At 60.2% G+C, this 23,645-nt stretch carries 26 protein-coding genes and 1 riboswitch; of the genes, 4 read left to right on the top strand and 22 right to left on the bottom strand.

Annotated features, from left to right (window positions below; all coding sequences use genetic code 11):
• The first annotated feature begins 271 nt into the window (after positions 1–271).
• The gene (cspE, locus tag ACJ8PE_RS08360) at positions 272–481 is read left to right on the top strand and encodes a transcription antiterminator/RNA stability regulator CspE (RefSeq protein WP_004940030.1); all 210 of its coding nucleotides are present in this window, start codon (positions 272–274) and stop codon (positions 479–481) included.
• A gap of 57 nt (positions 482–538) precedes the next feature.
• Here the strand turns inward: cspE and ACJ8PE_RS08355 are convergent, their stop codons facing one another.
• The 3 genes from ACJ8PE_RS08355 to crcB form a co-directional block, all read right to left on the bottom strand.
• Positions 539–1,729 (bottom strand): multidrug effflux MFS transporter, encoded by a 1,191-nt coding sequence (locus ACJ8PE_RS08355; RefSeq protein WP_197762218.1) that lies wholly within the window; start codon positions 1,727–1,729, stop codon positions 539–541.
• A gap of 6 nt (positions 1,730–1,735) precedes the next feature.
• On the bottom strand, positions 1,736–2,332 hold the full coding sequence (locus ACJ8PE_RS08350) for a TetR/AcrR family transcriptional regulator (protein WP_442536742.1): 597 nt from the start codon (positions 2,330–2,332) through the stop codon (positions 1,736–1,738).
• A 289-nt stretch (positions 2,333–2,621) separates the two neighbouring features.
• Positions 2,622–3,005 carry a fluoride efflux transporter CrcB gene (gene crcB, locus ACJ8PE_RS08345; protein WP_197793662.1) on the bottom strand — a complete coding sequence of 128 codons (384 nt, stop codon included), beginning with the start codon at positions 3,003–3,005 and terminating at the stop codon, positions 2,622–2,624.
• 78 nt (positions 3,006–3,083) lie between these two features.
• A riboswitch (Fluoride riboswitch) is annotated at positions 3,084–3,146 on the bottom strand.
• Between the two features lie 83 nt (positions 3,147–3,229).
• Between crcB and ACJ8PE_RS08340 the strand changes: the two genes are divergently transcribed.
• Positions 3,230–3,655, top strand: a complete 426-nt coding sequence (locus ACJ8PE_RS08340; RefSeq protein WP_197762216.1) for a GNAT family N-acetyltransferase — start codon at positions 3,230–3,232, stop codon at positions 3,653–3,655.
• 4 nt (positions 3,656–3,659) lie between these two features.
• Here ACJ8PE_RS08340 and ACJ8PE_RS08335 read toward each other — a convergent pair whose 3' ends face one another.
• On the bottom strand, positions 3,660–4,727 hold the full coding sequence (locus ACJ8PE_RS08335) for a diguanylate cyclase (RefSeq protein ID WP_197793663.1): 1,068 nt from the start codon (positions 4,725–4,727) through the stop codon (positions 3,660–3,662).
• Between the two features lie 218 nt (positions 4,728–4,945).
• Between ACJ8PE_RS08335 and tatA the strand changes: the two genes are divergently transcribed.
• A complete protein-coding gene (gene tatA, locus ACJ8PE_RS08330) occupies positions 4,946–5,161 on the top strand; it encodes a Sec-independent protein translocase subunit TatA (RefSeq protein ID WP_004940019.1) in 216 nt (71 codons plus the stop codon).
• A gap of 93 nt (positions 5,162–5,254) precedes the next feature.
• Here tatA and lipA read toward each other — a convergent pair whose 3' ends face one another.
• The 13 genes from lipA to leuS form a co-directional block, all read right to left on the bottom strand.
• Positions 5,255–6,220 (bottom strand): lipoyl synthase, encoded by a 966-nt coding sequence (lipA, locus tag ACJ8PE_RS08325; RefSeq protein ID WP_004940018.1) that lies wholly within the window; start codon positions 6,218–6,220, stop codon positions 5,255–5,257.
• Positions 6,213–6,881: a lipoyl(octanoyl) transferase LipB gene (gene lipB / locus ACJ8PE_RS08320; protein ID WP_033651147.1), complete on the bottom strand. Its 669-nt coding sequence runs from the start codon at positions 6,879–6,881 to the stop codon at positions 6,213–6,215. Before lipB ends, lipA begins: the two co-directional genes overlap by 8 nt.
• 134 nt (positions 6,882–7,015) lie before the next feature.
• A complete protein-coding gene (gene ybeD / locus ACJ8PE_RS08315; RefSeq protein WP_004940012.1) occupies positions 7,016–7,282 on the bottom strand; it encodes a DUF493 family protein YbeD in 267 nt (88 codons plus the stop codon).
• Positions 7,283–7,386: 104 nt separating this feature from the next.
• Positions 7,387–8,598, bottom strand: a complete 1,212-nt coding sequence (dacA, locus tag ACJ8PE_RS08310) for a D-alanyl-D-alanine carboxypeptidase DacA (protein WP_004940010.1) — start codon at positions 8,596–8,598, stop codon at positions 7,387–7,389.
• Positions 8,599–8,778: 180 nt separating this feature from the next.
• Positions 8,779–9,864 (bottom strand): endolytic peptidoglycan transglycosylase RlpA, encoded by a 1,086-nt coding sequence (gene rlpA, locus ACJ8PE_RS08305; protein ID WP_197793664.1) that lies wholly within the window; start codon positions 9,862–9,864, stop codon positions 8,779–8,781.
• A gap of 10 nt (positions 9,865–9,874) precedes the next feature.
• Positions 9,875–10,987, bottom strand: a complete 1,113-nt coding sequence (gene mrdB, locus ACJ8PE_RS08300; RefSeq protein ID WP_004940006.1) for a peptidoglycan glycosyltransferase MrdB — start codon at positions 10,985–10,987, stop codon at positions 9,875–9,877.
• An 8-nt stretch (positions 10,988–10,995) separates the two neighbouring features.
• A complete protein-coding gene (gene mrdA, locus ACJ8PE_RS08295; protein WP_033642160.1) occupies positions 10,996–12,891 on the bottom strand; it encodes a peptidoglycan DD-transpeptidase MrdA in 1,896 nt (631 codons plus the stop codon).
• 38 nt (positions 12,892–12,929) lie between these two features.
• A complete protein-coding gene (rlmH, locus tag ACJ8PE_RS08290; RefSeq protein WP_197793665.1) occupies positions 12,930–13,400 on the bottom strand; it encodes a 23S rRNA (pseudouridine(1915)-N(3))-methyltransferase RlmH in 471 nt (156 codons plus the stop codon).
• 3 nt (positions 13,401–13,403) lie between these two features.
• Positions 13,404–13,721 (bottom strand): ribosome silencing factor, encoded by a 318-nt coding sequence (gene rsfS / locus ACJ8PE_RS08285; protein WP_004940001.1) that lies wholly within the window; start codon positions 13,719–13,721, stop codon positions 13,404–13,406.
• Positions 13,722–13,915: 194 nt separating this feature from the next.
• Positions 13,916–14,578, bottom strand: a complete 663-nt coding sequence (gene nadD, locus ACJ8PE_RS08280) for a nicotinate-nucleotide adenylyltransferase (protein WP_197793667.1) — start codon at positions 14,576–14,578, stop codon at positions 13,916–13,918.
• Positions 14,568–15,602, bottom strand: a complete 1,035-nt coding sequence (gene holA / locus ACJ8PE_RS08275; protein WP_169540787.1) for a DNA polymerase III subunit delta — start codon at positions 15,600–15,602, stop codon at positions 14,568–14,570. Before holA ends, nadD begins: the two co-directional genes overlap by 11 nt.
• Entirely contained in the window at positions 15,599–16,159 is a 561-nt protein-coding gene (lptE, locus tag ACJ8PE_RS08270) for an LPS assembly lipoprotein LptE (protein WP_089196719.1), read from the bottom strand. The genes holA and lptE overlap by 4 nt, the downstream gene beginning before the upstream one ends.
• A gap of 14 nt (positions 16,160–16,173) precedes the next feature.
• Positions 16,174–18,756 carry a leucine--tRNA ligase gene (gene leuS / locus ACJ8PE_RS08265; RefSeq protein ID WP_047572364.1) on the bottom strand — a complete coding sequence of 861 codons (2,583 nt, stop codon included), beginning with the start codon at positions 18,754–18,756 and terminating at the stop codon, positions 16,174–16,176.
• Between the two features lie 285 nt (positions 18,757–19,041).
• Here leuS and ACJ8PE_RS08260 point away from each other — a divergent pair, with 285 nt between their 5' ends.
• Entirely contained in the window at positions 19,042–19,524 is a 483-nt protein-coding gene (locus tag ACJ8PE_RS08260; RefSeq protein ID WP_025301844.1) for a zinc ribbon-containing protein, read from the top strand.
• A 40-nt stretch (positions 19,525–19,564) separates the two neighbouring features.
• On the opposite strand, the gene ACJ8PE_RS08255 is transcribed toward ACJ8PE_RS08260, so the two are convergent.
• From ACJ8PE_RS08255 to ACJ8PE_RS08235, 5 genes are all read right to left on the bottom strand, one after another.
• On the bottom strand, positions 19,565–20,269 hold the full coding sequence (locus ACJ8PE_RS08255) for an FMN-dependent NADH-azoreductase (protein ID WP_033642164.1): 705 nt from the start codon (positions 20,267–20,269) through the stop codon (positions 19,565–19,567).
• Between the two features lie 147 nt (positions 20,270–20,416).
• On the bottom strand, positions 20,417–21,349 hold the full coding sequence (gene rihA, locus ACJ8PE_RS08250) for a pyrimidine-specific ribonucleoside hydrolase RihA (RefSeq protein ID WP_197793731.1): 933 nt from the start codon (positions 21,347–21,349) through the stop codon (positions 20,417–20,419).
• 113 nt (positions 21,350–21,462) lie between these two features.
• Positions 21,463–22,188 (bottom strand): amino acid ABC transporter ATP-binding protein, encoded by a 726-nt coding sequence (locus tag ACJ8PE_RS08245; protein ID WP_197793730.1) that lies wholly within the window; start codon positions 22,186–22,188, stop codon positions 21,463–21,465.
• The gene (gene gltK / locus ACJ8PE_RS08240) at positions 22,188–22,862 is read right to left on the bottom strand and encodes a glutamate/aspartate ABC transporter permease GltK (protein ID WP_015376945.1); all 675 of its coding nucleotides are present in this window, start codon (positions 22,860–22,862) and stop codon (positions 22,188–22,190) included. Before gltK ends, ACJ8PE_RS08245 begins: the two co-directional genes overlap by 1 nt.
• Positions 22,862–23,602, bottom strand: a complete 741-nt coding sequence (locus ACJ8PE_RS08235; protein WP_004939979.1) for an amino acid ABC transporter permease — start codon at positions 23,600–23,602, stop codon at positions 22,862–22,864. Before ACJ8PE_RS08235 ends, gltK begins: the two co-directional genes overlap by 1 nt.
• Positions 23,603–23,645 lie beyond the last annotated feature (43 nt).

Here is a 23,645-nt window from a genome sequence, read left to right as displayed (position 1 = left end):
TATTTCATAGCGATTGTGTTTGCACGGCGCGTCAACGATGGGGGAAAGGGGCAGGTTTAGGCGTTCGCGCGTTGTTCGCCGGCGCAGGGAGAGGATTGACCTGGAACGGTAACTTACTGCAACCGGTGTCATTCATTTACACCGGACAACACGGATTTTTTCACTCTTTATCGGATTTCTGTGATCGCGGTGGTGGACAAAATCCTGCCTGCTTGCTGTACTGTAATCGACACAGGTTTTGTGTCTTTCATTCACGTTAAAGGTAAGTTTGATGTCTAAGATTAAAGGTAGCGTTAAGTGGTTTAATGAATCCAAGGGCTTCGGTTTCATTACTCCGGAAGATGGTAGCAAGGACGTTTTCGTTCACTTCTCTGCCATCGTTAGCAACGGTTTCAAAACGCTTGCTGAAGGCCAGCGTGTAGAATTTGAAATCACGAACGGTGCCAAAGGCCCATCTGCCGCTAACGTTACTGCTATCTAAGCTGCGTAGCTGAATTTCTTAAAACCCGCTCATTGAGCGGGTTTTTTATTGGGCGCGTTATGCGTCGCTGCGGCGGGCCAACAGGCTGAACAGCAGGATGGCGATGGCGTAGCAGCCAACGATGGTCAGCGCCATCGACAGGCCCGAGGTGCCGCCCAGCCCGGTGAGCGGCACGGCGCAGGCACCGAGCGCGAACATGCACACGCCGATCAAGGCCGACGCGCTGCCGGCTTTGTCCCCCTGGCTTTGCATCGCCAGCGACGAGGCGGTCGGGCCGACGATGCCGATCACCGCCACCGAGAAGAACAGCGGCACCAGCAACACGACCAGCGGCGCATGCAGCGCGGCGGCCAACAACAGCAACAGCGATGCGATGGCCGCCAGCGTTAACCCCCCCCTCAACACCCGGCGTTCCCCCCAACGTGAACTGAGACGGCTGGCCAGCTGCGCCGCAATGATCAGCCCGACGCCGTTAATGGCGAAGCACAGGCTGAACATCTGTGGGCTGAGGCCGTAGATCTGCTGCAAGACGAAAGGCGAAGCGCCGATATAGGCGAACATGCCGGCCATTACGAAGCCCTGCGTCAGGCACAGGCCCATGAAATAGCGCTGGGTCAGCAACCCGCCGAGCGACATCAGCATCGCCAGAATGCCGCCCTGGCTGCGGCGCTCGACCGGCAGGGACTCGCGCAGCTTCAGCGCCGACAGGCTGAACAGCAGCACGGCGATGGCCGCCAGCACGCCGAAGATGCCGCGCCAGTTCATCACCTGCAGCATGACGCCGCCCAGCACCGGTGCGACGATCGGCGCCAGGCCATTGACCAGCATCAGCAAGGCGAAGAAACGGGTCAGCTCATGACCGGCATACAGATCGCGGGCAATGGCGCGGGAAATCACCGCGCCGCCGGCGCCGGCGATGCCCTGGAGCAGACGGGCGATCAGCAATTGGTCGATGGTGGGCGCCAGCGCGCACCACAGCGAAGCGCCCAGCAGCAGGATCAGCGACAGCAGCAGCGGGCGCATACGGCCCAGTTTGTCGCTGTAAGGGCCAAAAATCAGCTGGCCGACGCCCAGGCCGAGCAGCCCGGCGGTCAGGCTGAGCTGTGCGGCGGCGGTGGAGGTATTCAGCTCGCCCGCCATTTCCGGCAGGGCGGGCAGATAGAGATCGGTGCACAGCGGCCCCAGCGCGGCCAACAGGCCAAGCACGACGGCGTACACCAGACGTTGTCTGGCTAAGTGTTTGGTCATGGGAGATTAAGATTTCCTGAACAGGTGAGAAATGGCCTGCTGATACAGATCGCGCAGCAGGGACGCATCGGCTTTTTGCGTGGTAAGGATACGGTAACCGGTGCCTTCGCTCATGACGGCGATAAACTCCACCCGCGCGGCGATCTCTTCCGCGCTGAAATCGGGATACAGCCGCTGCAGGTTGTGGCACACGTGGCGAAACAGCCGCGCCTCCGCATCGCTGAGCAGTTTGGCCACCACCGGGTTGCGCGTGGCCTCGGCGGTCACTTCCAGCATCAGCATGTGATCGGTTTCGCTCTCGCCCGGTTGCTGAAACAGCGTGCGCGCCGCCAGCGTGCCGGCGATCAGGTTGATGTGATCGCCAAGGTTTTCCAGGCGCTGCATCTTGCTGGTGATGATGCGATTGACGATCTCTTCGATAATCGCGTCTTTATTGGCGAAATAGCGATAGATTTGCCCGACGCTGAGCTGCGAGCCCTGGGCAATCTGCGCCATGCTGGCGGCATGGAAGCCGTGGCGGCGGAAGCTGGTTTTCGCCGCTTCGACGATCTGATCGCGGCGCGCCTGCACTTTGGCCTGTTTACTGTCGTTGGGGGAGAGCATCTGCCCGATCCTTTGCTGCGCGTGAGCCGGGTTCACAATTTTGGGTGTGAACGTTCATTCTCAATTGTAGTGTAACGGATGGGGAGGACGCAAGATGAACGCGCGCTGCGGGGAAAGGGGGGTTAGGCGAACAGGTAGGCGTTGATAAAGGCGGCGACGATCAGCACGCACAGCGCAACGGCGATCGTTTCGGCGGTGGTTTTCGGCAGGCTAAACATAGCGATTTCTCATCCAGTCAGGAGTTCTGGATGAGATTATGCGCATGCAAGATTAAGGAAACATTAAGGGCTTAGCGCCCGTTGACCCACATCACCAGCATGAAGGCCAGCAGCGTCATCGCCAGCGAGCCGGCCAGGTTAAGCAGCATGTTGGCCAATGCCCAGCCGAAGCGGCTGTCCTGCATCAGATACACCACCTCCAGCGAAAAGGTGGAGAAGGTGGTCAGGCCGCCGCAGAAGCCGGTGGTGATCAGCAGTTTCCAGGTGGGATCCAGGTGTGTCATGCGGGTGAAAATCGCCATCGCCAGACCGATGATAAAACCGCCGATCAGATTGACCATCAGCGTCCCTAGCGGAATGTGGGCGTTCAGCGGATTCATTTTCATGCTTACCGCCCAGCGCAAAACGCTGCCGACGCCGCCGCCGATAAAGACGGCCAGTAAAGAACTCAACATGGGGCAACTCCCTTTCAAACAGAGAAATTCACGGGCTCGGAAAGGGACAGGCGTAACGCTACGCGCCTCTCTCCGAGAGGTTACGTAGACATCATCAGCCTGTGAAGGCGGTTAGGGAGGAATGTCATCTCCAGCGTGCCGCACGGCCTTTTTCACCGTACCCGATGGATGTTACACCTAACGCCGTCTATTTTGTAGTATCGACCCCCTGCGAGGTAAAACCGATGGAAATCAGAGCGGCGCGTCTGGGCGACCGGCACGCTATCGCCGAATTGATGACGGTGTTGGGCTATCCTGGCACCGAGGCGTTTCTGACGCAGCGCATGCAGCAACTGTTGGCGCACCCGGACGAGGCGCTGCTGGTGGCGGCGGACGGGGCGCAGGTGCTGGGCGTGTTGTCGCTGCATTTCCTGCCGCAGCTGGCGTTGGCCGGCGACATTGGCCGCATCAGCTATTTTTGCGTCGACGATCGGGCGCGCGGCGCGGGCGTGGGGCGGCGGTTGTTGGCGGAGGGAGAGGCGCTGGCGCACCGTCGCGGCTGCGATCGGTTGGAGGTTCATTGCCACAGTCGCCGCGAGCGGGCCCATGCGTTTTACCTGCGCGAAGGCTTTGTTGAAGCGCCGAAGTATTTTGCCAAGTCATTAAGCTAGTAAGTTACTCCCCTGGCGGCACTGCCGTTTCCAGCCGGTTGCGGCCGTTTTGCTTCGCCCGATAGAGCGCGCTGTCGGCCGTTTTCAGCCAGTCCAGATAGCCGCCCAACGCGGGGTGGTAGTTGGCGATGCCGGCGCTGATCTGCAGCCGCAGTTGCGGCGCCTCCTTGAAGCTGACCGCGTCCAGCCGCTGCTGGATGCGTCGCAGGACGATTTCCGCCTGCTCGGCGTTGGTGTTCGGCAGCACCGCGCCAAACTCGTCGCCGCCGTAGCGCCCGACGATATCCACGTTACGCAAGCCGATCAGCAGCTCTTCCGCCAGCGCCGCCAGGGCCTCATCCCCCAAAGCATGGCCGAAGGTGTCGTTGATGGTTTTGAAGCGGTCGATATCCATCAGGATCAGCGTGGCCTTATCCTGGTAGCGACGGCAACTGTCGAACTGACGATGCAGCAGATGCTCCCAGTGGCGACGGTTGTATAAGCCGGTCAGCCCATCGCGGGTGCTGATGCGCTGCAGCTCCTGTTTCTTTTCCGCCAGCCGCTTGGCGGTGCGGTAAGTCACCAGCCCGAGCAGCGTCGGGTAAAGGTAGATCATCGGCAGGCACAGATAGACCTGCAACGGCGTGCTGTAGGGGTGAAACGGGAAGCCGAGCAGCGCGGCGGTGAACGCCGCCGTGGCCAGTTGCATGGCCAATCCTTTTACAAACAGCGTTTTGCCGGCTGAAGCGATGTTATTCATGCTCATCATCGACAGGATGACGATGGCGGGCAGCGCGTTGAACGCCATCATCGCCGCCCAGAAGCCGCCGAAAGCGGAGTCGATCAGCAGGTTGCGAATTTCGGCTTTGAACGGATCTTTGGCGCGGCAGGCCAGGCGGTACGCGAGATGCGGCCAGAGAAAGCCGTGAAAGGCCAGCAATAGCCAGATCGCCGCGGGCGGAGCCAGGGGATAGAGCGCGGCGCAGACGCAGATAAAGCCGAGCCCCAGACCGACGGCGCGGGGCAGGTAGGTGCGTTTGGCGAAGCTGAGGCCGGATTTTCGGGCATCGAAAATGGGTGGGGCAATATACATCCGGCATCTCCCTGATGAGTATCATGGCAGCGTATCATGTGGGTGATAAACTAAGAATAGTCTGGGATTCACGTCCAGAGGCGCTGTGGCATTACTGCGACCGATCTCACTCTGTTACATGTTGCGGTTGTGCGAGCCGAAGGAAAGTCGCTAAATATTCGCAGGCAAGGTCAGTTTTTCTCGCTGTTCACGCAGCGCTCTATGATAAGAAGGTGAGTATGGAAGGTATCAGCATTACCAAACTTCTGGTGATTGCGGTGTTGGTGATTTTACTGTTCGGCACCAGCAAACTGCGTACGCTCGGCGCCGATCTTGGCGCGGCGCTGAAAGGCTTTAAAAAAGCCGTGGGCGATGACAGCACGCCGCCGGCCGCCGGCAACAACGCCGCCGAAAGCCAGTCCGCTCAGCAGAGCGTCGAAAAGAAAGACGTTTAACCCCGTCTGACTGCGCGCAATAAAAAACGGATGCCTTGTGGACATCCGTTTTTTGGCGTTTCCGCCGTCTATAGCGTAACAAACTATTACGCGTTATTTCACTTCCATCCCTTTGGCCTGCAGATCGGCGTGGTAAGACGAACGCACGAACGGGCCGCAGGCGGCGTGGGTGAAGCCCATCGCCATCGCTTCTTCTTTCATCTCGTCAAACTCGGCAGGGCTGACGTAGCGCTGCACCGGCAGGTGGTGACGGCTCGGCTGCAGGTACTGACCCAGCGTCAGCATGGTCACGCCGTGGCGACGCAGATCGCGCATCACTTCAATGATTTCCGCGTTGGTTTCGCCCAGGCCGACCATCAGGCCGGATTTGGTCGGGATATCCGGGTGCGCTTCTTTAAAGCGCTCCAGCAGCTTCAGCGACCATTCGTAGTTGGCGCCCGGACGCACCTGGCGGTAGACGCGCGGCACGTTTTCCAGGTTGTGGTTGAATACGTCCGGCGGCGTGGCGGTGAGGATCTCCAGCGCGCGGTCCATACGGCCGCGGAAGTCCGGCACCAGCGTTTCAATTTTGATGTTCGGGCTTTTGGCGCGGATGGCGGAGATGCAGTCGGCAAAGTGCTGAGCGCCGCCGTCGCGCAGATCGTCGCGGTCAACCGAGGTGATCACCACGTAACGCAGCGCCATGTCGGCGATGGTTTGCGCCAGCTTTTCCGGCTCGTTGGCGTCCGGCGCGATCGGGCGGCCGTGGGCCACGTCGCAGAACGGGCAGCGGCGGGTGCAGATGGCGCCGAGGATCATAAAGGTGGCGGTACCGTGGTTGAAACACTCGGACAGGTTAGGGCACGAGGCTTCCTCACAGACGGAGTGCAGGCCGTTCTTGCGCATCGCGGCTTTGATGCCCTGAATGCGCGTTGAGTCGGCAGGCAGTTTGATCTTCATCCACTCGGGTTTACGCAACAGCTCCTGCCGTTCGGTGACCACCGTTTTGACCGGGATCAGCGCCATTTTGTCAGCATCGCGGTATTTGACGCCGCGTTCCATCTGAATTGGTTTACTCATAATCGTGCAGGTTCCAGTTACGAAGCTCGACCGTCTGGTAGCCGAGTAAATGAACAAATTCCTGTACCAGGATTGGGTGTATGTCTTCAATGCCAACGCCGGGCGCCAGCGCGCTGACCTGCGTCATCTGCATACCGGCGTAACCGCAAGGGTTGATGCGTTGGAAGGGGCTGAGATCCATCGCCACATTCAGGGCCAGGCCGTGGAATGAGCTGCCTTTGCGGATCCGCAAACCCAACGAACAGATTTTCTGCTCCCCCACGTACACGCCGGGCGCATCCGGACGGGCGCGCGATGTGAGGCGGAAGTGGGCGAGGGTGTTGATAACCGTATCTTCTATCGCCGTGACCAATTGACGTACGCCGACCTTGTTGCGTTTCAGATCGACCATCACGTACATCACCTGCTGACCCGGCCCGTGGTAGGTCACCTGGCCGCCGCGATCGCTCTGGACAACCGGGATGTCGCCGGGCATCAGCACGTGTTCGGCTTTGCCGGCCTGACCCTGGGTGAACACCGGGTGATGCTGCACCAGCCACAGCTCGTCCGGCGTGGTCTCGGTACGACTGTCGGTGAAGTTATGCATGGCTTGGGATACAGGCGCGTAGGGCTGCAACCCCAGCTGACGCAAAATGATCTTGTCTGGTTGCAAAAGAGTCATCGTCAGGTTACAGAAGTGGTAAAGCCATTATACCGGGCGCTCCGGCCTGCGACCAGCCTTTCGCTGACCAAAAATGCGCAACCCGGGAAGACGCTGCGCCATCCCGGGTTGATAAGCAGGGGTTTATGCTGGAATTACAGCACCATGCGAACAATTTCAATGTTGCCCAACTCTTCGTACAGGGTTTCGACCTGCTCGATGTGAGTGGCATTGATGGTGATGGAGACGGAGTGGTAGTTGCCTTTGCTGCTTGGCTTGACCTGCGGGTTGTAATCGCCCGGCGCATGGCGCTGCACCACTTCAACCACCTGGTCAACCAGCTCAGGCTGCGCCAGGCCCATTACCTTGTAGGTAAACGAGCAAGGGAATTCGAGCAGTTCGTTCAGTTTAGTTTTTTGCATGTGCGTGCGCTCCAGAGTGCTAGCTAATCTATAAAGTATAACTCCCGCCGGGGCGGGAGTTAGTGTTATTCACTATATGGGGACGATTTCGCCCGTTTCAACCGTTAACCGAACCAGTGGTGGAACATCAGTTTGATGTAGTCCACGATGCGGCTGAAGAAGCCGCCTTCTTTCACTTCGTTCATGACCACCAGCGGACGCTGGTCGATGGTTTTGCCGTCCAGCTGGAAGTTGATGCTGCCCACCACCTGGTTTTTCGCCAGCGGCGCGTGAATTTCCGGCGTGTTCAGCACGTAGCTGGCCTTCAGGTCTTTCATGCGGCCGCGCGGAATGGTCAGGTAAACGTCTTTGTCCACGCCCAGCTCAACGCGGTCGGCATCGCCGAACCAGACCGGCTCGGAGGCGAACTCTTTACCGACTTTCAGCGGCGCCACGGTTTCGAAGAAGCGGAAGCCCCAGGTCAGCAGTTTCTTGCTCTCGGCTTCACGGCCTTTGTAGGTGCGGCCGCCCATCACGGCGGAGATCAGGCGCATTTGGCCTTCGGTCGCCGAAGCCACCAGGTTGTAGCCCGCCGCGTCGGTATGGCCGGTTTTGATGCCGTCGACGTTCAGGCTGTTATCCCACAGCAGACCGTTGCGGTTCATCTGGCGGATATTGTTGAAGGTGAACTCTTTTTCTTTGTAGATCGCGTACTCTTCCGGCACGTCGCGGATCAGCGCCTGGCCGATCAGCGCCATGTCGCGCGCCGAGCTGTATTGGCCCTGCGCATCCAGGCCGTGCACCGTCTGGAAGTGGGTATTCTGCAGGCCCAGCTTGCTGACGTAGGTGTTCATCAGGTTGACGAACGCGTCCTGGCTGCCGGCGACGTAGTCGGCCATCGCCACGCAGGCGTCGTTACCGGACTGCAGGTTGATGCCGCGGGTCAGTTTGGAGACCGGCACGCGATCGCCCGGCTTCAGGAACATCAGCGAGGAGCCTTTGAACACCGGGTTGCCGGTCGCCCAGGCGTCCTGGCCGACGGTCACCAGATCGTCCTGGCCGATTTTGCCCGCTTTCAGCGCCTGGCCGATGACGTAGCTGGTCATCATTTTGGTCAGGCTGGCCGGATCGCGACGCGCATCGGCGTTCATCTCGGCCAGCACCTTGCCGGAGTTGTAATCAATCAGGATGTACGCTTCCGCATCGATCTGCGGGACACCTGGGATCATGGTTTTGATGTTAACGTCATCGGCGTGCGCAACGGAGGCTGCGCTCATTGCGATAACGGTGCCGAGGGCGATGCTTTTGATTAAGCGAAAAGAAGTTACTTGTTTCATGATCGGGACTACAACATCCGTGAAAGTAAAGTTAAAAAACGAGCCACACTATAGCAGATGCGATCCCGGCAGGCATTACCCATTCATCTGACTAATTGCGGTTAGTGCCCTTTTAGCTGCAAGAAAATGTTTCAGCTAAATAACCGCTTATCGGCCGTGAATGCCCGCCGGGCTTAACGCTCAGGGTGCAGCAGTAACGAAAGACTGTTGTTGCGCTTCGCTCGCCAGGCGTTGCTGCAGCTGGGCCGCCTGTTGACGGCTGCTGAACGGGCCAAGCTGGACGCGGTAAACGTTGCCGTTGGCCGCCACTTTGCCCGGGACGCCAAACTGTTGGCTCAGGCTCTGTTGCCAGCTCTGGGCGCGTTCGGCGCTGCTCAGCGCGCCGACCTGCACCACGTAGCCGCCGGAAGAGGCGGCGGCAGCCGTGCCGACAGCCGCCGCGCCGGCCGCGACCGGTGCGGCTACCGCGGCGGCTTCAGGTTCGGAACCTTCCAGCACCCCGGCCGGCACCGCGCTCGGCGCGCCGAGGAAACCGCTGCGGCCGTTGGCGGCATTGCCGCCGGCTGCAGGGGAGCTGTTGTCATCGGTGCGCAGAGTGCTGTTATCGATCGGGCGCACCGCCGCGCCGCTGGCGATCGGCGCCTCCTGTTGAATAGGGGTGCCCATGCCGCTGGAGCCGAGATCCGGGCGCGCCGGCAGGGCGTAGCTCTGTTTCGCCACGATGGTGCCGATGGTGCCGGGGCCGCTCAGCGTGCCGTCCGGCGCCACGTTGATGAAATCTACCTTGACCTTGGTGTTGTTGGACAGGTTGAGGCGGTCGGCGGCGGCTTTCGACAGATCGATGATGCGGCCCTTGGTATATGGCCCGCGATCGTTGACGCGCACCACCAGCTGACGGCCGTTGGCCAGGTTAGTGACGCGCACATAGCTTGGGATTGGCAGGGTCGGATGCGCCGCCGTCAGGCCGTTGGGGTCAAACTGCTCGCCCAGCGCCGTGGTGTTGCCGTTGGCCTCTTCGCCATACCAGGCCGCCAGGCCGGTCTGCGAGAAGTTCTGCGGATCTTTTACGATGCGGTAAGTATCGCCATTAACCTTATAATCCTGCAAGTTATTAGGGTTATAGGGTTCATATTGAGGCTCGACGCCGCCGATTTCCACCACCGGGCCGTTGTACGGCTGCGGAGGGGCTTGCTGTTCCGTGGTCGGGGCGGTACAGGCGGAGAGCAACACCGCCGCGACGCCGATCCAAAGCCATTCCTTACGCATTACTCACCTCTTATAAACTTTTAGACAGCATTTTCCGATGCGTGTGGATCGACATGATGATGCCGAAGCCGGCCATCAACACTATCAGCGCCGAACCCCCGTAACTGACCAGAGGCAAAGGTACGCCAACTACCGGCAAAATGCCACTGACCATACCGATGTTAACAAAGACATAAACGAACAAAATCAGCATCAAGCCGCCGACCATGACGCGGCCAAAGGTGGTTTGCGCCTTGGCGGCGATCATCAGCCCGCGGATGATCACCAGCAGGTAAAGCGCCAGCAGCACCAGTACCCCGATCAGCCCCAGCTCTTCGGCCAGGACGGCGAAGATAAAGTCGGTATGGCGCTCCGGCAGAAACTCCAGCTGTGACTGGGTGCCGTGCAGCCAGCCCTTGCCGGACAGGCCGCCGGAGCCGATGGCGATCTTGGATTGAATGATGTGATAACCGGCGCCGAGCGGGTCGCTCTCCGGATCGAGCAGCATCATGACGCGGTCGCGCTGATAGCCGTGCATCAGGAAGAACCACAGCACCGGGATGAAGGCCGCCAGCGCGACGGCGGCGACGGCGATCAGCTTCCAGCTCATGCCGGACAGGAACAGTACGAACAGGCCGGAAGCGGCGATCAGGATAGAGGTGCCCAGATCCGGCTGCGCGGCCACCAGCAGCGTCGGCAGGAAGATCAGCACCAGCGCGATGGCGGTGTTTTTCAGCGAAGGCGGGCAAACGTCGCGGTTCATAAAGCGCGCCACCATCAGCGGCACGGCGATCTTGGCGATTTCCGACGGCTGGAAGCGCACTACGCCGAGATCCAACCAGCGCTGCGCGCCTTTACTGATCTGCCCGAAGGCGTCCACCAGGATCAGCAAAATCACGCAGAAGATATACAGATAGGGCGCCCAGCTTTCGTACACGCGCGGCGGGATCTGCGCCATGACGGCCATCACGATCAGCCCCATGACGATCTGCCCGATCTTGCGCTCCATCATGCCGATGTCCTGGCCGCTGGCGCTCCACATCACGAAGGCGCTGTAGACCAACAGGGCCAGGATCAGCAGCAGGAACGTCGGGTCGATGTGGATTTTGGTCCAGATCGAGCCTTTTTGTTGGCTTTCAGTCATGTTCTACCTTAGTCACCTTCTACGCCAGGCGGCAGCGGGGCCTCGCTTGGCAATTGCGTATTGTTGTCGCCCAGCAGAATGTGGTCGAGGATCTGGCGGGTGATGGTCCCCACCGCCGGACCGGAGCCGCCGTTTTCCAGAATGATGGCGACCGACACCGTCGGGTTGTTGAACGGTGCGAAGGCGGTCATCAGTTTGTGATCGCGCAGGTGCTCCGCCAGTTTGTGGGCGTTGTAGGTTTCATAGCCGAATACCTGTGCGGTACCCGATTTCGCCGCGGCTTTATAAGGTGCGTCCGCAAAGTATTTGCGCGCCGTCCCGTTCGGACGGTTGGCCACACCGTACATGCCGTCTTTGGCAATTTCCCAGAAGCCGGAGTGAATATCGCCGATCTGCGTGTTTTCTTCCTGTTTGAACGGCACCAGCGCGCCGTTGATGCGGGTGCTCTGCAGCAGGTGCGGCGTTTTGACGGTGCCGTCGTTGATCAGGGTGTTCAGCGCCTTGGCCATCTGGATCGGCGTCGCGGTCCAGTAACCCTGGCCGATGCCTACCGGAATGGTGTCGCCCTGATACCACGGTTTTTTATAGCGTTTCTGCTTCCATTCGCGCGTCGGCATCAGGCCGGAGCGCTCTTCGGACAGATCGATGCCGGTGTACTGGCCGTAACCGAATTTGGTCAGCCAGGTCGACAGCCGATCGATCCCCATGTCATAAGCGACCTGGTAGAAATAGGTATCTGCGGACTCTTCCAGCGCCTTGGTGACGTTCAGGCGGCCGTGGCCCCATTTCTTCCAGTCGCGAAAGCGTTTTTCCGAGCCGGGCAATTGCCACCAGCCGGGATCGAACACCACGGTGTTTTTGGTGATCACCCCGGCGCTCAGCGCCGACACCGCGATATAAGGCTTCACCGTCGAGGCGGGCGGGTAGACCCCTTGGGTGGCGCGGTTGATCAGCGGGCGATTCGGATCGTTCAGCAACCCCTGATAGTCCTTGCTGGAAATGCCGTCGACGAACAGGTTCGGATCGTAGCTCGGGTTGGAGACCATCGCCAGGATGGCGCCGGTGCGCGGATCGCTCACCACCACCGCGGCGCGGCTGCCGACCAACAGCTGTTCGATATAGCGCTGCAGGTTAAGATCGAGCGTCAGGTAGACGTCCTGACCGGCGGAAGGCGGCTGTTCGTGCAATTGGCGGATCACCCGGCCGCGGTTGTTGACCTCGACCTCTTCATAGCCGGTTTTGCCGTGCAGCGTGTCTTCGTAATAGCGTTCGATGCCCAGCTTGCCGATATCGTGGGTGGCGGCGTAGTTGGCCAGTTTGCCGTCTTTGTCCAGCCGCTCGACGTCGCGGTCGTTGATCTTCGACACGTAGCCGGTGACGTGGGTGAGGGCGGAGCCGTAGGGATAGTAGCGGCGCTGGTAGCCTTTCACTTCCACGCCCGGGAAGCGGAACTGATTGACCGCAAAACGGGCGACTTGCACCTCGGTCAGCGCGGTTTTCACCGGAATGGAGACGAAACGGCGCGAGCGCTTGCGCTCTTTTTCGAAATTGGTGATGTCGTCATCGGTCAAGTCGACCACCGGGCGCAGAGCCTGCAGCGTGGCTTTGAGATCGTCGACCTTTTCCGGCATCAGTTCCAGCTGATAAATGGTGCGGTTGAGCGCCAGCGGAGTGCCGTTGCGATCGTAGATAATGCCGCGGCTGGGCGCGATGGGCACCAGCTTGATGCGGTTTTCGTTGGAGCGGGTGCGGTAATCCTCGACGCGGACCACTTGCAGATTATACAGGTTGGCGATCAGGATGCCGGACAGCACCAGGATGACCAAGAACGCCACCAGGGCGCGGCGTACAAACAGGGCGGATTCAGCCGTATAGTCGCGAAAAGGGTTACGTTCTATTTTCATCCCGCTGCTTTATTTCACTCTGTCACGGTCACCACCGGCTATTCCCGGTGGTAAGGATGATTTGTAGTAATACTCCAGGCGCGGTAGAGGCTTTCGGCCACCAGGACGCGCACCAAAGGATGCGGCAGTGTCAACGGAGAAAGCGACCAACTCTGCTCGGCAGCGGCTTTGCAGGCGGGCGCCAGCCCTTCCGGGCCGCCGATCAGCAAGCTGACGTTGCGGCCATCCTGCTTCCAGCGCTCAAGCTGCTGCGCCAGCTGCGGCGTTTCCCACGGCGAGCCTGGGATATCCAGCGTAACGATGCGGTTGCCTTTGCCCACCGCCGCCAGCATTTGTTCGCCTTCCTTGTCCAGAATGCGTTTGATGTCGGCGTTTTTGCCGCGTTTGCCGGCCGGGATCTCGGTCAGCTCAAACGGCATATCTTTGGGAAAGCGGTGCAGGTAATCCATAAAGCCGGTTTGCACCCAGTCTGGCATTTTGGTGCCGACCGCCACCAATTGCAGTTTCACCGCTTAGCTCCAGAGTTTTTCCAGCTCGTACAGGCGACGGCTTTCTTCCTGCATCACGTGCACGATCACTTCGCCCAGATCGACCACGATCCAGTCGGAGGCTTCCTGGCCTTTCATGCCAAACAGCTCCATGCCCGCGGCGCGGGATTCCTGCACCACGTGGCTGGCGATCGACATCACGTGGCGAGTCGACGTGCCGGTGCAGATGATCATGCAATCGGTGATGCTGGATTTGCCCTGTACGTCCAGAGCGACAATGTCTTGGCCTTTCAGGTCATCGATTTTATCGATGACGAAATCTTGGAGCGCTTTACCTTGCAAAGGTTCCCCCTCGGGTGTGTTCTGTTCAGTCGGCTGCGGCGGGCAAAATGCGCGCGCCGCGGCGTAACCGGATAAAGGTTTCGGCAGGCTGCCGCTGAAAGCCAGCTAACTGGTGACTGCCCGGCCAGCTAAGGTTTCCGGGGTTTTCAGCGGATACCTGAAAAATAGCGGCGCAGTATATCACGCACCTTTCGCTAGCGATATAAACCCTGCAACTCGATATAGCGCTGCACCGGGCGCGGCAGCAGATCGTCGCAGTTGAGGCCCTGATGGCGGCGCTGGCGGATCTCGGTGGCGGAAATTTCCAGCTCCGGCGTATCGGCCAGATAGATATGGCCGTGCGGGCGGCGGCTGAGCAGCGCCGGGTCGGCGGTGCGATGACGTTCCAGCCACTGCTGCAGTTCCGGCGTGTCCATGCGATCGTTATAGCCCGGGCGCGCCAACACCAGCAGATGGCAGACGTCCAACAGCGCCTGCCAGCGATGCCATTTATGCAGCGTCAGCAGCGAGTCCTGGCCAATAATAAACGCCAGCGGCTGGGTGGCGCCACGCTCTTTACGAATCGTTTCCAACGTCTCGATGGTGTAGGAGGGGGTGGTGCGATGCAGTTCGCGATCGTCGACCGCGAACAGCGGATTGCCGGCGATCGCCAGCTCGACCATCTTCAAGCGCTGCTGTGCGTTGGCCTCGGGCTGCGGGCGGTGCGGCGGCACGTGGTTAGGCAGCAGCGTAACGCGATTCAGGCCCACTTCTGCGGCCAGCGCCTCCACCGGCCGCAGATGGCCGTAGTGGATCGGATCAAAGGTGCCGCCAAACAGCGCGTGCAATACGGTGGGGTGTTCCGGATTAGTGGGCATCGGTAAAACTCGTGGCCAGGGGTTTGCCGCACAGCAGCATCGACAGGGTTTCCAGTTCCGGCCAGACCGACTGGCCATAGTCCTGCTTGAGGGTCAGCTCGATTTGCGTCAGCAGCTGTACCGCTTGCTGCAGCTGGGCGCCGGACAGGCGTTGCAGCGCCTGGGTGACCAGCGGGCGGCGGTTCTGCCAGACCTTGTGCTGATCGAACAGCGTGCGCAGCGGCGCGGACGCCATGCGGCGCTGCAGCGTCAGCAACAGCAGCAGTTCGCGCTGCAGGGTGCGCAACAGGATCACCGGCTCGACATCCTCTTGCTGCAGCTGCTGCAAAATATGCCAGGCGCGCTTGCTCTTGCCGGCCAGTAAGGCGTCCAGCCAGTGGAACGGCGTGAAGTGGGCGGCGTCGTTCACCGCCTGCTCGACGCGCGGCAGGGTGAGCTTGCCGTCCGGGTGCAGCAGCGACAGCCGCTCCAGCGCCTGCGACAGCGCCAGCAGGTTGCCTTCGTAGCAGTAGCACAACAGCTGATTGGCCGCGTCGTCCAACTCCAGCTTCATCGCCTTGGCGCGCGTGGCGACCCAGCGCGGCAGCTGTGCCTGCTCCGGCGTCTGGCAACTGACGAGGGCGCCGTGCGGGCTGAGCGCCTTGAACCAGGCGCTGTTTTCCTGCGCTTTGGTGAGGCGCGGGCCGCGCAGGATCAGCAGGATGTCGTCGTGCAGCAGGGTGGCGAGCTTGGTCAGCTGTTCACCGATCGGCGCCGTCGGGCCGTTTTCCGGGAAAATCAGCAGCAGCGTCTGGCGGCTGGCGAACAGGCTCATCGCCTGGCAGATGCCGAAGATGGCGTCCCAGTCGGTGTGGGCGTCGAGGGAAATGCTGTAGTGCTCGCTGAACTGCTGCTGTTGCGCGGCCTGCCGGAGCAGATCCTGGCTTTCCTGCAGCAGCAGCGGTTCATTGCCGCTCAATAAATAACAAGCGCGCAGCCCCTCTCGGAGCTGCGCGGCAAGTTGTTCCGGATAAATGCGGATCATTGTGCGGTTTGGCTTGCCGCTCGTTCGCCGACGGCAGCGGCTTTCTGCCGGTTTTCTTCTTCCGCCGCGTGCACGGTCAGCAGTTTGCGCACCAGCTGTTGCGCCGCCTGCTCACGCATTTCCTGGCGAATGATCTCCTGCTCGGAGTCTTTGGCCAGCGCGGTCAGCGGGTTGTCGAAGAACGAACGGAACACTTTCACCGACAGCGGATATAGGTCGTGGCCCGGGAGCAGCACCTGGGCCTGCACGGTCAGCACCAGCTGATACTCGGCGGTTTTACCGTCCTGGAAGATCGAGGCGGTATCCTGGCTTTCCGTCGCACCGAGGATGCGCAGAGAAGGCACGTCTTTACGCTTCGGATCGCTGACGATGGTCACGTCGTTCAGACGCAATTGCTCACGCACCGCGCGCGTCAACGGACCATAAGGGTCGGCGCTGTCCAGGATCAGCGTTTTCATTTCATTAGGCACCTGCGTGGTGCCACGCAGGTGAAAACCGCAGCCGGCGGTGACCAGCACCGCCAACCCCAGCAACAGCGTCAGAATACGTTGTCGCACAACTCCTCCTTGTGTTAACCCACAACCAGGTTAAGCAGTTTGCCCGGAACATAGATCACTTTGCGAATCGTGACGCCGTCCAGATATTTAGCCACCAGATGCTCTTCGGCAGCGCGCGCGCGCACTTGCTCTTCGGTCGCATCGGCAGATACGGTGATTTTAGCGCGAACCTTGCCGTTCACCTGCACCACCACCAGCTTGGAGTCTTCGACCATCGCCTGCTCGTCGGCAACCGGCCATGGCGCGGTGTCCACGTCGCCTTCGCCGCCCAGCGCCTGCCACAGGGCGAAGCACACGTGCGGGGTGAACGGATACAGCATGCGAACGACGGCCAGCAGCGCTTCCTGCAGCAGCGCGCGATCCTGCTCGCTCTCCTGCGGCGCGCGGGCCAGTTTGTTCATCAGCTCCATCACGGCGGCGATCGCGGTGTTGAAGGTCTGGCGGCGGCCGATATCGTCGGTCACTTTGGCGATGGTTTTATGCAGATCGCGGCGCAGCGCTTTCTGCTCTTCGTTCAGCGACGCCACGTCCAGCGGCTGCACCGCGCCTTTTTCCACGTGATCGTAGGCCAGTTTCCATACGCGTTTCAGGAAGCGGTTAGCCCCTTCCACGCCGGATTCCTGCCACTCCAGCGTCATTTCTGCCGGTGAAGCGAACATCATGAACAGACGCACGGTGTCCGCGCCGTATTTTTCCACCATCTCCTGCGGGTCGATGCCGTTGTTCTTCGACTTCGACATTTTGCTCATGCCAGCATAGACCAGTTCACGGCCTTGCGGATCGGTGGCCTTGATGATGCGGCCTTTGTCGTCGCGCTCGACGGTGGCGTCAACCGGGGATACCCAGACGCGCTCGCCGCTGTTGCCGGTGTAGTAGAAGGCGTCGGCCAGCACCATGCCCTGACACAGCAGGCGCTTGGCCGGCTCATCGGAATCCACCAGGCCCGCATCGCGCATCAGCTTGTGGAAGAAGCGGAAGTACATCAGGTGCATGATGGCGTGCTCGATGCCGCCGATATATTGATCGACCGGCAGCCAGTAGTTGGCGGCGGCCGGATCCAGCATGCCCTGGTCGTACTGCGGGCAGGTATAGCGCGCGTAGTACCAGGAGGACTCCATAAAGGTGTCGAAGGTGTCGGTTTCGCGCAGCGCCGGCTGGCCGTTGACGGTGGTCTTCGCCCACTCAGGGTCGGCCTTGATCGGGCTGGTGATGCCGTCCATGACCACGTCTTCCGGCAGGATCACCGGCAGTTGGTCTTCCGGCGTCGGCATCACGGTGCCGTCTTCCAGGGTCACCATCGGGATTGGCGCGCCCCAGTAACGCTGACGGGAAACGCCCCAGTCGCGCAGACGGTAATTGACCTTGCGCTGGCCGACGCCTTTGGCGACCAGTTTGTCGGCGATGGCGTTAAAGCCCGCTTCGTTGTCCAGACCGTCAAACTCGCCGGAGTTGAACAGCGCGCCTTTGTCAGTCATCGCTTCGGCGCTCACGTCAGGCTGGCTGCCGTCGAGGTTCAGGATCACCGGTTTGATCGGCAAATCATATTTGGTGGCGAATTCCCAGTCGCGCTGGTCGTGCGCCGGTACTGCCATCACGGCGCCGGTGCCGTATTCCATCAGCACGAAGTTGGCGACCCACACCGGCAGCTTCTCGCCGCTCAGCGGATGGACAACGAACAGGCCGGTCGGCATGCCTTTCTTCTCCATCGTCGCCATTTCGGCTTCGGCCACTTTGGTGTTGCGGCATTCGTCGATGAAGTCGGTCAGCGCCGGGTTGTTGCGCGCGCCCTGTTGCGCCAGCGGGTGGCCCGCGGCGACCGCCACGTAGGTGGCGCCCATGAAGGTGTCGGGACGGGTGGTGTAAACCGTCAGCTTCTCTTCGCTGCCAGCCACGTCGAAGGTGATTTCCACGCCTTCGGAGCGGCCAATCCAGTTGCGCTGCATGGTTTTCACCTGCTCCGGCCAGCTTTCCAGCGTGTCCAGATCGTTCAGCAGCTGATCGGCGTAGGCGGTGATTTTGATGAACCACTGCGGGATCTCTTTACGCTCGACCTTGGTGTCGCAGCGCCAGCAGCAGCCGTCGATAACCTGTTCGTTGGCCAGCACGGTCAGATCGTGCGGACACCAGTTCACCGCCGAGGTCTTCTTGTAGACCAGGCCTTTTTCATACAGCTTGGTGAAGAACCACTGTTCCCAGCGGTAGTATTCCGGCTGGCAGGTGGCGATTTCGCGATCCCAGTCGTAGCCGAAGCCCAGCAGTTTCAGCTGGTTCTTCATGTATTCGATGTTGTCGTAGGTCCACGGGGCCGGCGCGGTGTTGTTTTTCACCGCTGCGCCTTCCGCCGGCAGGCCGAACGCATCCCAGCCGATCGGCTGCAGTACGTTTTTGCCCAGCATGCGCTGATAGCGCGAGATCACGTCGCCGATAGTGTAGTTACGAACGTGGCCCATGTGCAGTCGGCCGGACGGGTAAGGCAGCATGGATAGGCAGTAGTACTTTTCCTTGCTGTCGTCTTCGGTAACTTTGAAAGTCTGCTTCTCTTGCCAGTGAAGCTGTACGTTCGATTCTATGTCTTCTGGACGGTATTGCTCTTGCATGGCGGCCGGTGGTCCTGTAGGTGTAAACCGTTGCCCCGGTCAGAGGCAACGCAATGAACATTTAGTATTCGTAGATCCGCATAGCATAGCTGATAAGACCTCCCGGCAACAACTCCAAGCGCCTGACTCGGCGCATTTAAAAAAAACGCCGCCATGACGCGGCTCACAACCTGCGGATCCCGCGTCTTGCCAAGTGACATCAGTCATTTACGGCTAAAATAAGAACAAGTAGCTTAAGGGTATCCCCATGGCCAAGTCCGGCGCAGCGTTTATCGAGGAGAGTCTATGAACAAGGTTGCTCAGTATTACCGCGAATTGGTGGCATCGCTGACCGAACGTCTGAAAAACGGCGAACGCGATATCGACGAACTGGTGGCCAGCGCGGAGCGGCGGTTGAACGAGGCCGAAGATCTGACGCGCGACGAGGTGCGGCAGGTAACGCAGGCGGTGCGGCGCGATCTGGAAGAGTTCGCCCGCAGTTATCAGGAAAGCCGGGACGAGTTTACCGACAGCGTGTTTATGCGGGTGATTAAGGAGAGCCTGTGGCAGGAACTGGCGGATATCACCGATAAAACCCAGTTGGAGTGGCGCGAGGTGTTCAAGGATGTCAGCCACCACGGCGTGTACCACAGCGGTGAAGTGGTGGGGCTGGGCAATCTGGTCTGCGAGCAGTGTCACTACCACCTGGCGTTTTACACGCCGGAAGTGCTGCCGCTCTGCCCGAAATGCGGTCACGACCAGTTCCAGCGTCGGCCATTTGAACCCTGATGACGTCCCCCGCCGCGGCGGGGGACGCTGACGTTTACCGTTAACGGAACAGTTTCTTCAGCAGGTTGCTCAGGAAACCGCCGCTGACGGCTTCTTGGGCGACGTTTGCCGGCGCCGGTGCGCTGGCCGGGACGGCGACGCCGGCCGGGATTTTCTGCGCGACCGCGATGCGGCTGTCCTGGGCGGCTTTCTCCGCCGCTTCCGGGCCGTAGGCGAAGCCTTCCGCCAGCACGAATTCAACGTCGGTGATGCCGATAAAGCCCAGGAACAGTTTCACGTACGGGGTGATCAGATCCGTCGGCGTGTCGGCGTGGATGCCGCCGCGGCTGGAGATGACGATCGCTTTCTTGCCCGTCACCAGCCCTTCGGCGCCGGCGGAGGTGTAGCGGAACGTCTGACCGGCGCGGGCGATCAGATCGAAGTAGATCTTCAGCTGCGTCGGGATGTTGAAGTTGTACATCGGGGCGCTGATGATCAGCGTGTCGTGCGACTTCAGCTCGGCAATCAGCTCATCGGACAGCGCCAGGGTGCTTTGCTGATGCGGCGTCAACGGTTTGTCGCCGGCGGTAAAGCCGGCCATCACTTCGCCATCCAGCTCCGGCAGCGTTGGGTTGGCCAAGTCGCGCACGGTGAAAGTGTCTTCCGGATGAGCTTCACGCCATTGTTCAACAAAAAAATCGACTAATTTTCCAGACTGGGAATATTCACCCAGAATACTTGATTTCAGGACCAGTACGCGGCTCATTGGCTTATCTCCAGGCGAAGTGTAATTGGTAACGATGTCAATCGGTGTAAACGCATGGTAGAGGCAAGCCATCAACAGTGATAGCGCAAAAATTCGCTGAGTTAAATCAAAAAAGTTGAATGAGGGCGCGAGCGCGCCCCGAGAGGATCAATAACGCGCCAGGCGCTCGGTCAGCAGATCGATAAAGCCTGCGCGATCGATGCCGGTCAGCACTTCCACGTTGGCCGCGTTGCCGGTTTGCTGGAAATAGTCCACCACCGTCATGCCGACGGTGTATTCCCCTTTGGTTTCCACACCGACCCAGCGTTCAACGCCGGTAAACAGCTGCGGCGCCAGCAGCCAGGCGATGGTGCAGGGATCGTGCATCGCCGCGCCAGGCAGGCCGCGCGGGTGGCTGAGATACAGCGGCAGGTAAAAATCGAGCATCTCCGCCACCGCCTGCGCGACCGGATTGGCTATCTGACGAATGCGCTCGATATCCTGCGGCAGCACCAGCGCCTGATGGGTGACGTTCAGCCCGGCCATGGTCAGCGGCACGCCGGATTTCAACACCATCTCGGCGGCTTCGGGATCGACGAAGATATTGAATTCCGCCACCGGCGTGGTATTGCCGGCATTCATGCCGCCGCCCATAAACACGATGCGCTCGATACGGCTTTTCAGCTCGGCGTGCTGGGCCAACAGCAGGGCGATGTTGGTCATCGGGCCGGTCACCACCAGGGTGATTGGCTGCGGGCTGGTGCGCAGCAGGTCGGCGATCAGCTCGACGGCGCCGCGGGGATCGGGTTTGAGGGTCGGCGTCGGCAGGTGGGTGTTGCCCATGCCGGTTTTGCCGTGGACATAGTCGGCGATCACCAGCTCGCGCATCAGCGGGCGAGCGGCGCCGGCGGCGACAGGGATGTCCTTGCGCTGCATCAGGGTTAACAGACCCAGCGCGTTATGCAGGGTTTTCTCCGGCGTCTGGTTGCCGGCGGAGGTGGTGATGGCTTTGACGTCCAGCTCTGGCGAGCGCAGCGCCATAGCCAGCGCGATGGCGTCGTCGAGGCCGGGATCGCAATCGATGATAATAGGGCGGGGCATGTTCTTTCTCCTCTGTTTGTTATCCGGCGAGCATCGGATCAAAAACGAGGAGATACAAGCGCTTTTCGTGCCGGGAGAAAAGATGCGCCCCTGGCGGGGCGCATAGCGAGAACTTAGTGCAGGATCTTGGCGAGGAAGTCCTTGGCGCGATCGGACTCGGGGTTGTTGAAGAAATCGTCTTTGTTGCGGTCTTCGACGATTTTGCCTTCGTCCATAAAGATCACGCGGTTCGCCACCTTGCGGGCGAAGCCCATTTCGTGGGTCACCACCATCATGGTCATGCCTTCGTTCGCCAGCTCGACCATCACGTCCAGCACTTCGTTGATCATTTCCGGATCGAGCGCCGAGGTCGGTTCGTCGAACAGCATGGCGATCGGATCCATGCACAGCGCGCGGGCGATGGCGACGCGCTGTTGCTGGCCGCCGGAGAGCTGACCGGGGAACTTGTTGGCATGGGCGGACAGGCCGACGCGTTCCAGCAGCTTCAGGCCCTTCTCGCGTGAGGCGGTCTTGTCGCGCTTGAGCACTTTTACCTGCGCCAGCGTCAGGTTGTCGATAATGGACAGGTGCGGGAACAGTTCAAAGTGTTGGAACACCATGCCGACCTTGGCGCGCAGCTGCGCCAGGTTGGTTTTCTTGTCGTTGACGGGCGTGCCGTTCACCAGGATGCTTCCCTGCTGGATCGGCTCCAGGCCGTTGACGGTTTTGATCAGGGTGGACTTGCCGGAGCCTGAAGGACCGCAGACGACGACCACTTCGCCTTTTTTCACTTCGGTGGTGCAATTGGTCAACACTTGAAAGTGACCGTACCACTTGGAAACATTTTTCAGGGATATCATCAAACAGTCCTTTTCTTCAAATAGCTTACCAGCGCCGAGGCGGCGAGGCTGATAACAAAATAGACAAAGCCGGCGAACAGGATCATTTCAACCTGGGTGCCGTCGCGTTCGCCGATGGTCGATGCGGTGCGGAAGAAGTCGGCCAGGCTCAGTACGTAAACCAGCGAGGTATCCTGGAACAGGACGATGCCCTGGGTCAGCAGCAGTGGCACCATGGCGCGGAACGCCTGCGGCAGGATCACCAGCCGCATGGATTGCCAATGCGTCATGCCCAGCGCCAACGCGGCGGAGGATTGGCCGCGCGAGATGCTGATGATACCGGCGCGGATGATTTCCGAGTAATAGGCCGCTTCAAACAGGGAAAAGGCTACCATAGCCGAGATCAGGCGAATATCGGTTTTCGGCGACAGGCCTAGAACCTGTTGTAATAAGCTTGGAACCACCAGATAGAACCACAGCAGCACCATCACCAGCGGCACCGAGCGGAACAGGTTAACATACAGGGTGGCGAACCAGCTGATGGGCTTGAACGGCGACAGACGCATCACCGCCAGCACGGTGCCCCACAGAATGCCGACCACGATGGCGGTCACGGTGATCTTCAGCGTGATCGCCATGCCCTGCAGCAGATAAGGGAAGCTTGGGACGATCGAGGCCCAGTCAAATTCGTACATTATTTACTCCCCAGGTTGCCAGGCAACTGCACTTTCTTTTCGACCAGACGCATAAACAGCATGATCACGGCGTTGATGCCGATATAAGCCAGCGTAATGGCGGTAAAGGATTCATAGGCGTGTGCGGAGTAATCCAACAGCTTGCCGGCCTGTGCGGCCATGTCCACCAGGCCGATGGTGGAGGCGATGGCGGAGTTTTTGACCAGGTTGAGCATCTCCGAGGTCATCGGCGGCACGATAACCCGGTAGGCGTTCGGCAACAGCACGTAGCGGTAGGTTTGCGGCAGCGTCAGGCCCATCGCCAACCCGGCGGCTTTCTGGCCGCGCGGCAGGGATTGAATGGCGGCGCGCACTTGCTCGCAAACGCGGGCGGCGGTAAACAGCCCCAGACAGAGCATGGAAGAGACGAAGAACTGCACGTTGGGATCCAGCTCGGTCTTGAACCAGGTGCCGATATTGGCCGGCAGCAGCTCGGGGATCACCAGATACCAGGTAAAGAATTGCACGATCAGCGGCACGTTACGGAACAGTTCGACGTAACAGGTGCCGAGAGTGGAAAGAAAGCGGTTGGGCACGGTACGCAAGATACCGAACAGCGAACCGACGAAGAAAGCGATAATCCATGCACAGACGGAGAGGGCCACCGTGACCTGAAAGCCGGACCAGATCCAGCCGAGGTAAGTGGTGTTCCCAAACGGGGCCTGCTGCAGGAAGATACCCCAGTTCCAATCTATTGACATAACAAACTCCGATAAACGGGCGCAGGGCGCCGAAAAGTGATGA

Source organism: Serratia sp. CY74737 (assembly GCF_052166775.1).
Lineage (GTDB): Bacteria > Pseudomonadota > Gammaproteobacteria > Enterobacterales > Enterobacteriaceae > Serratia > Serratia ureilytica.
Note: the sequence above shows the minus strand (reverse complement) of the source record. Positions and strands in the feature narration are given on the sequence as shown.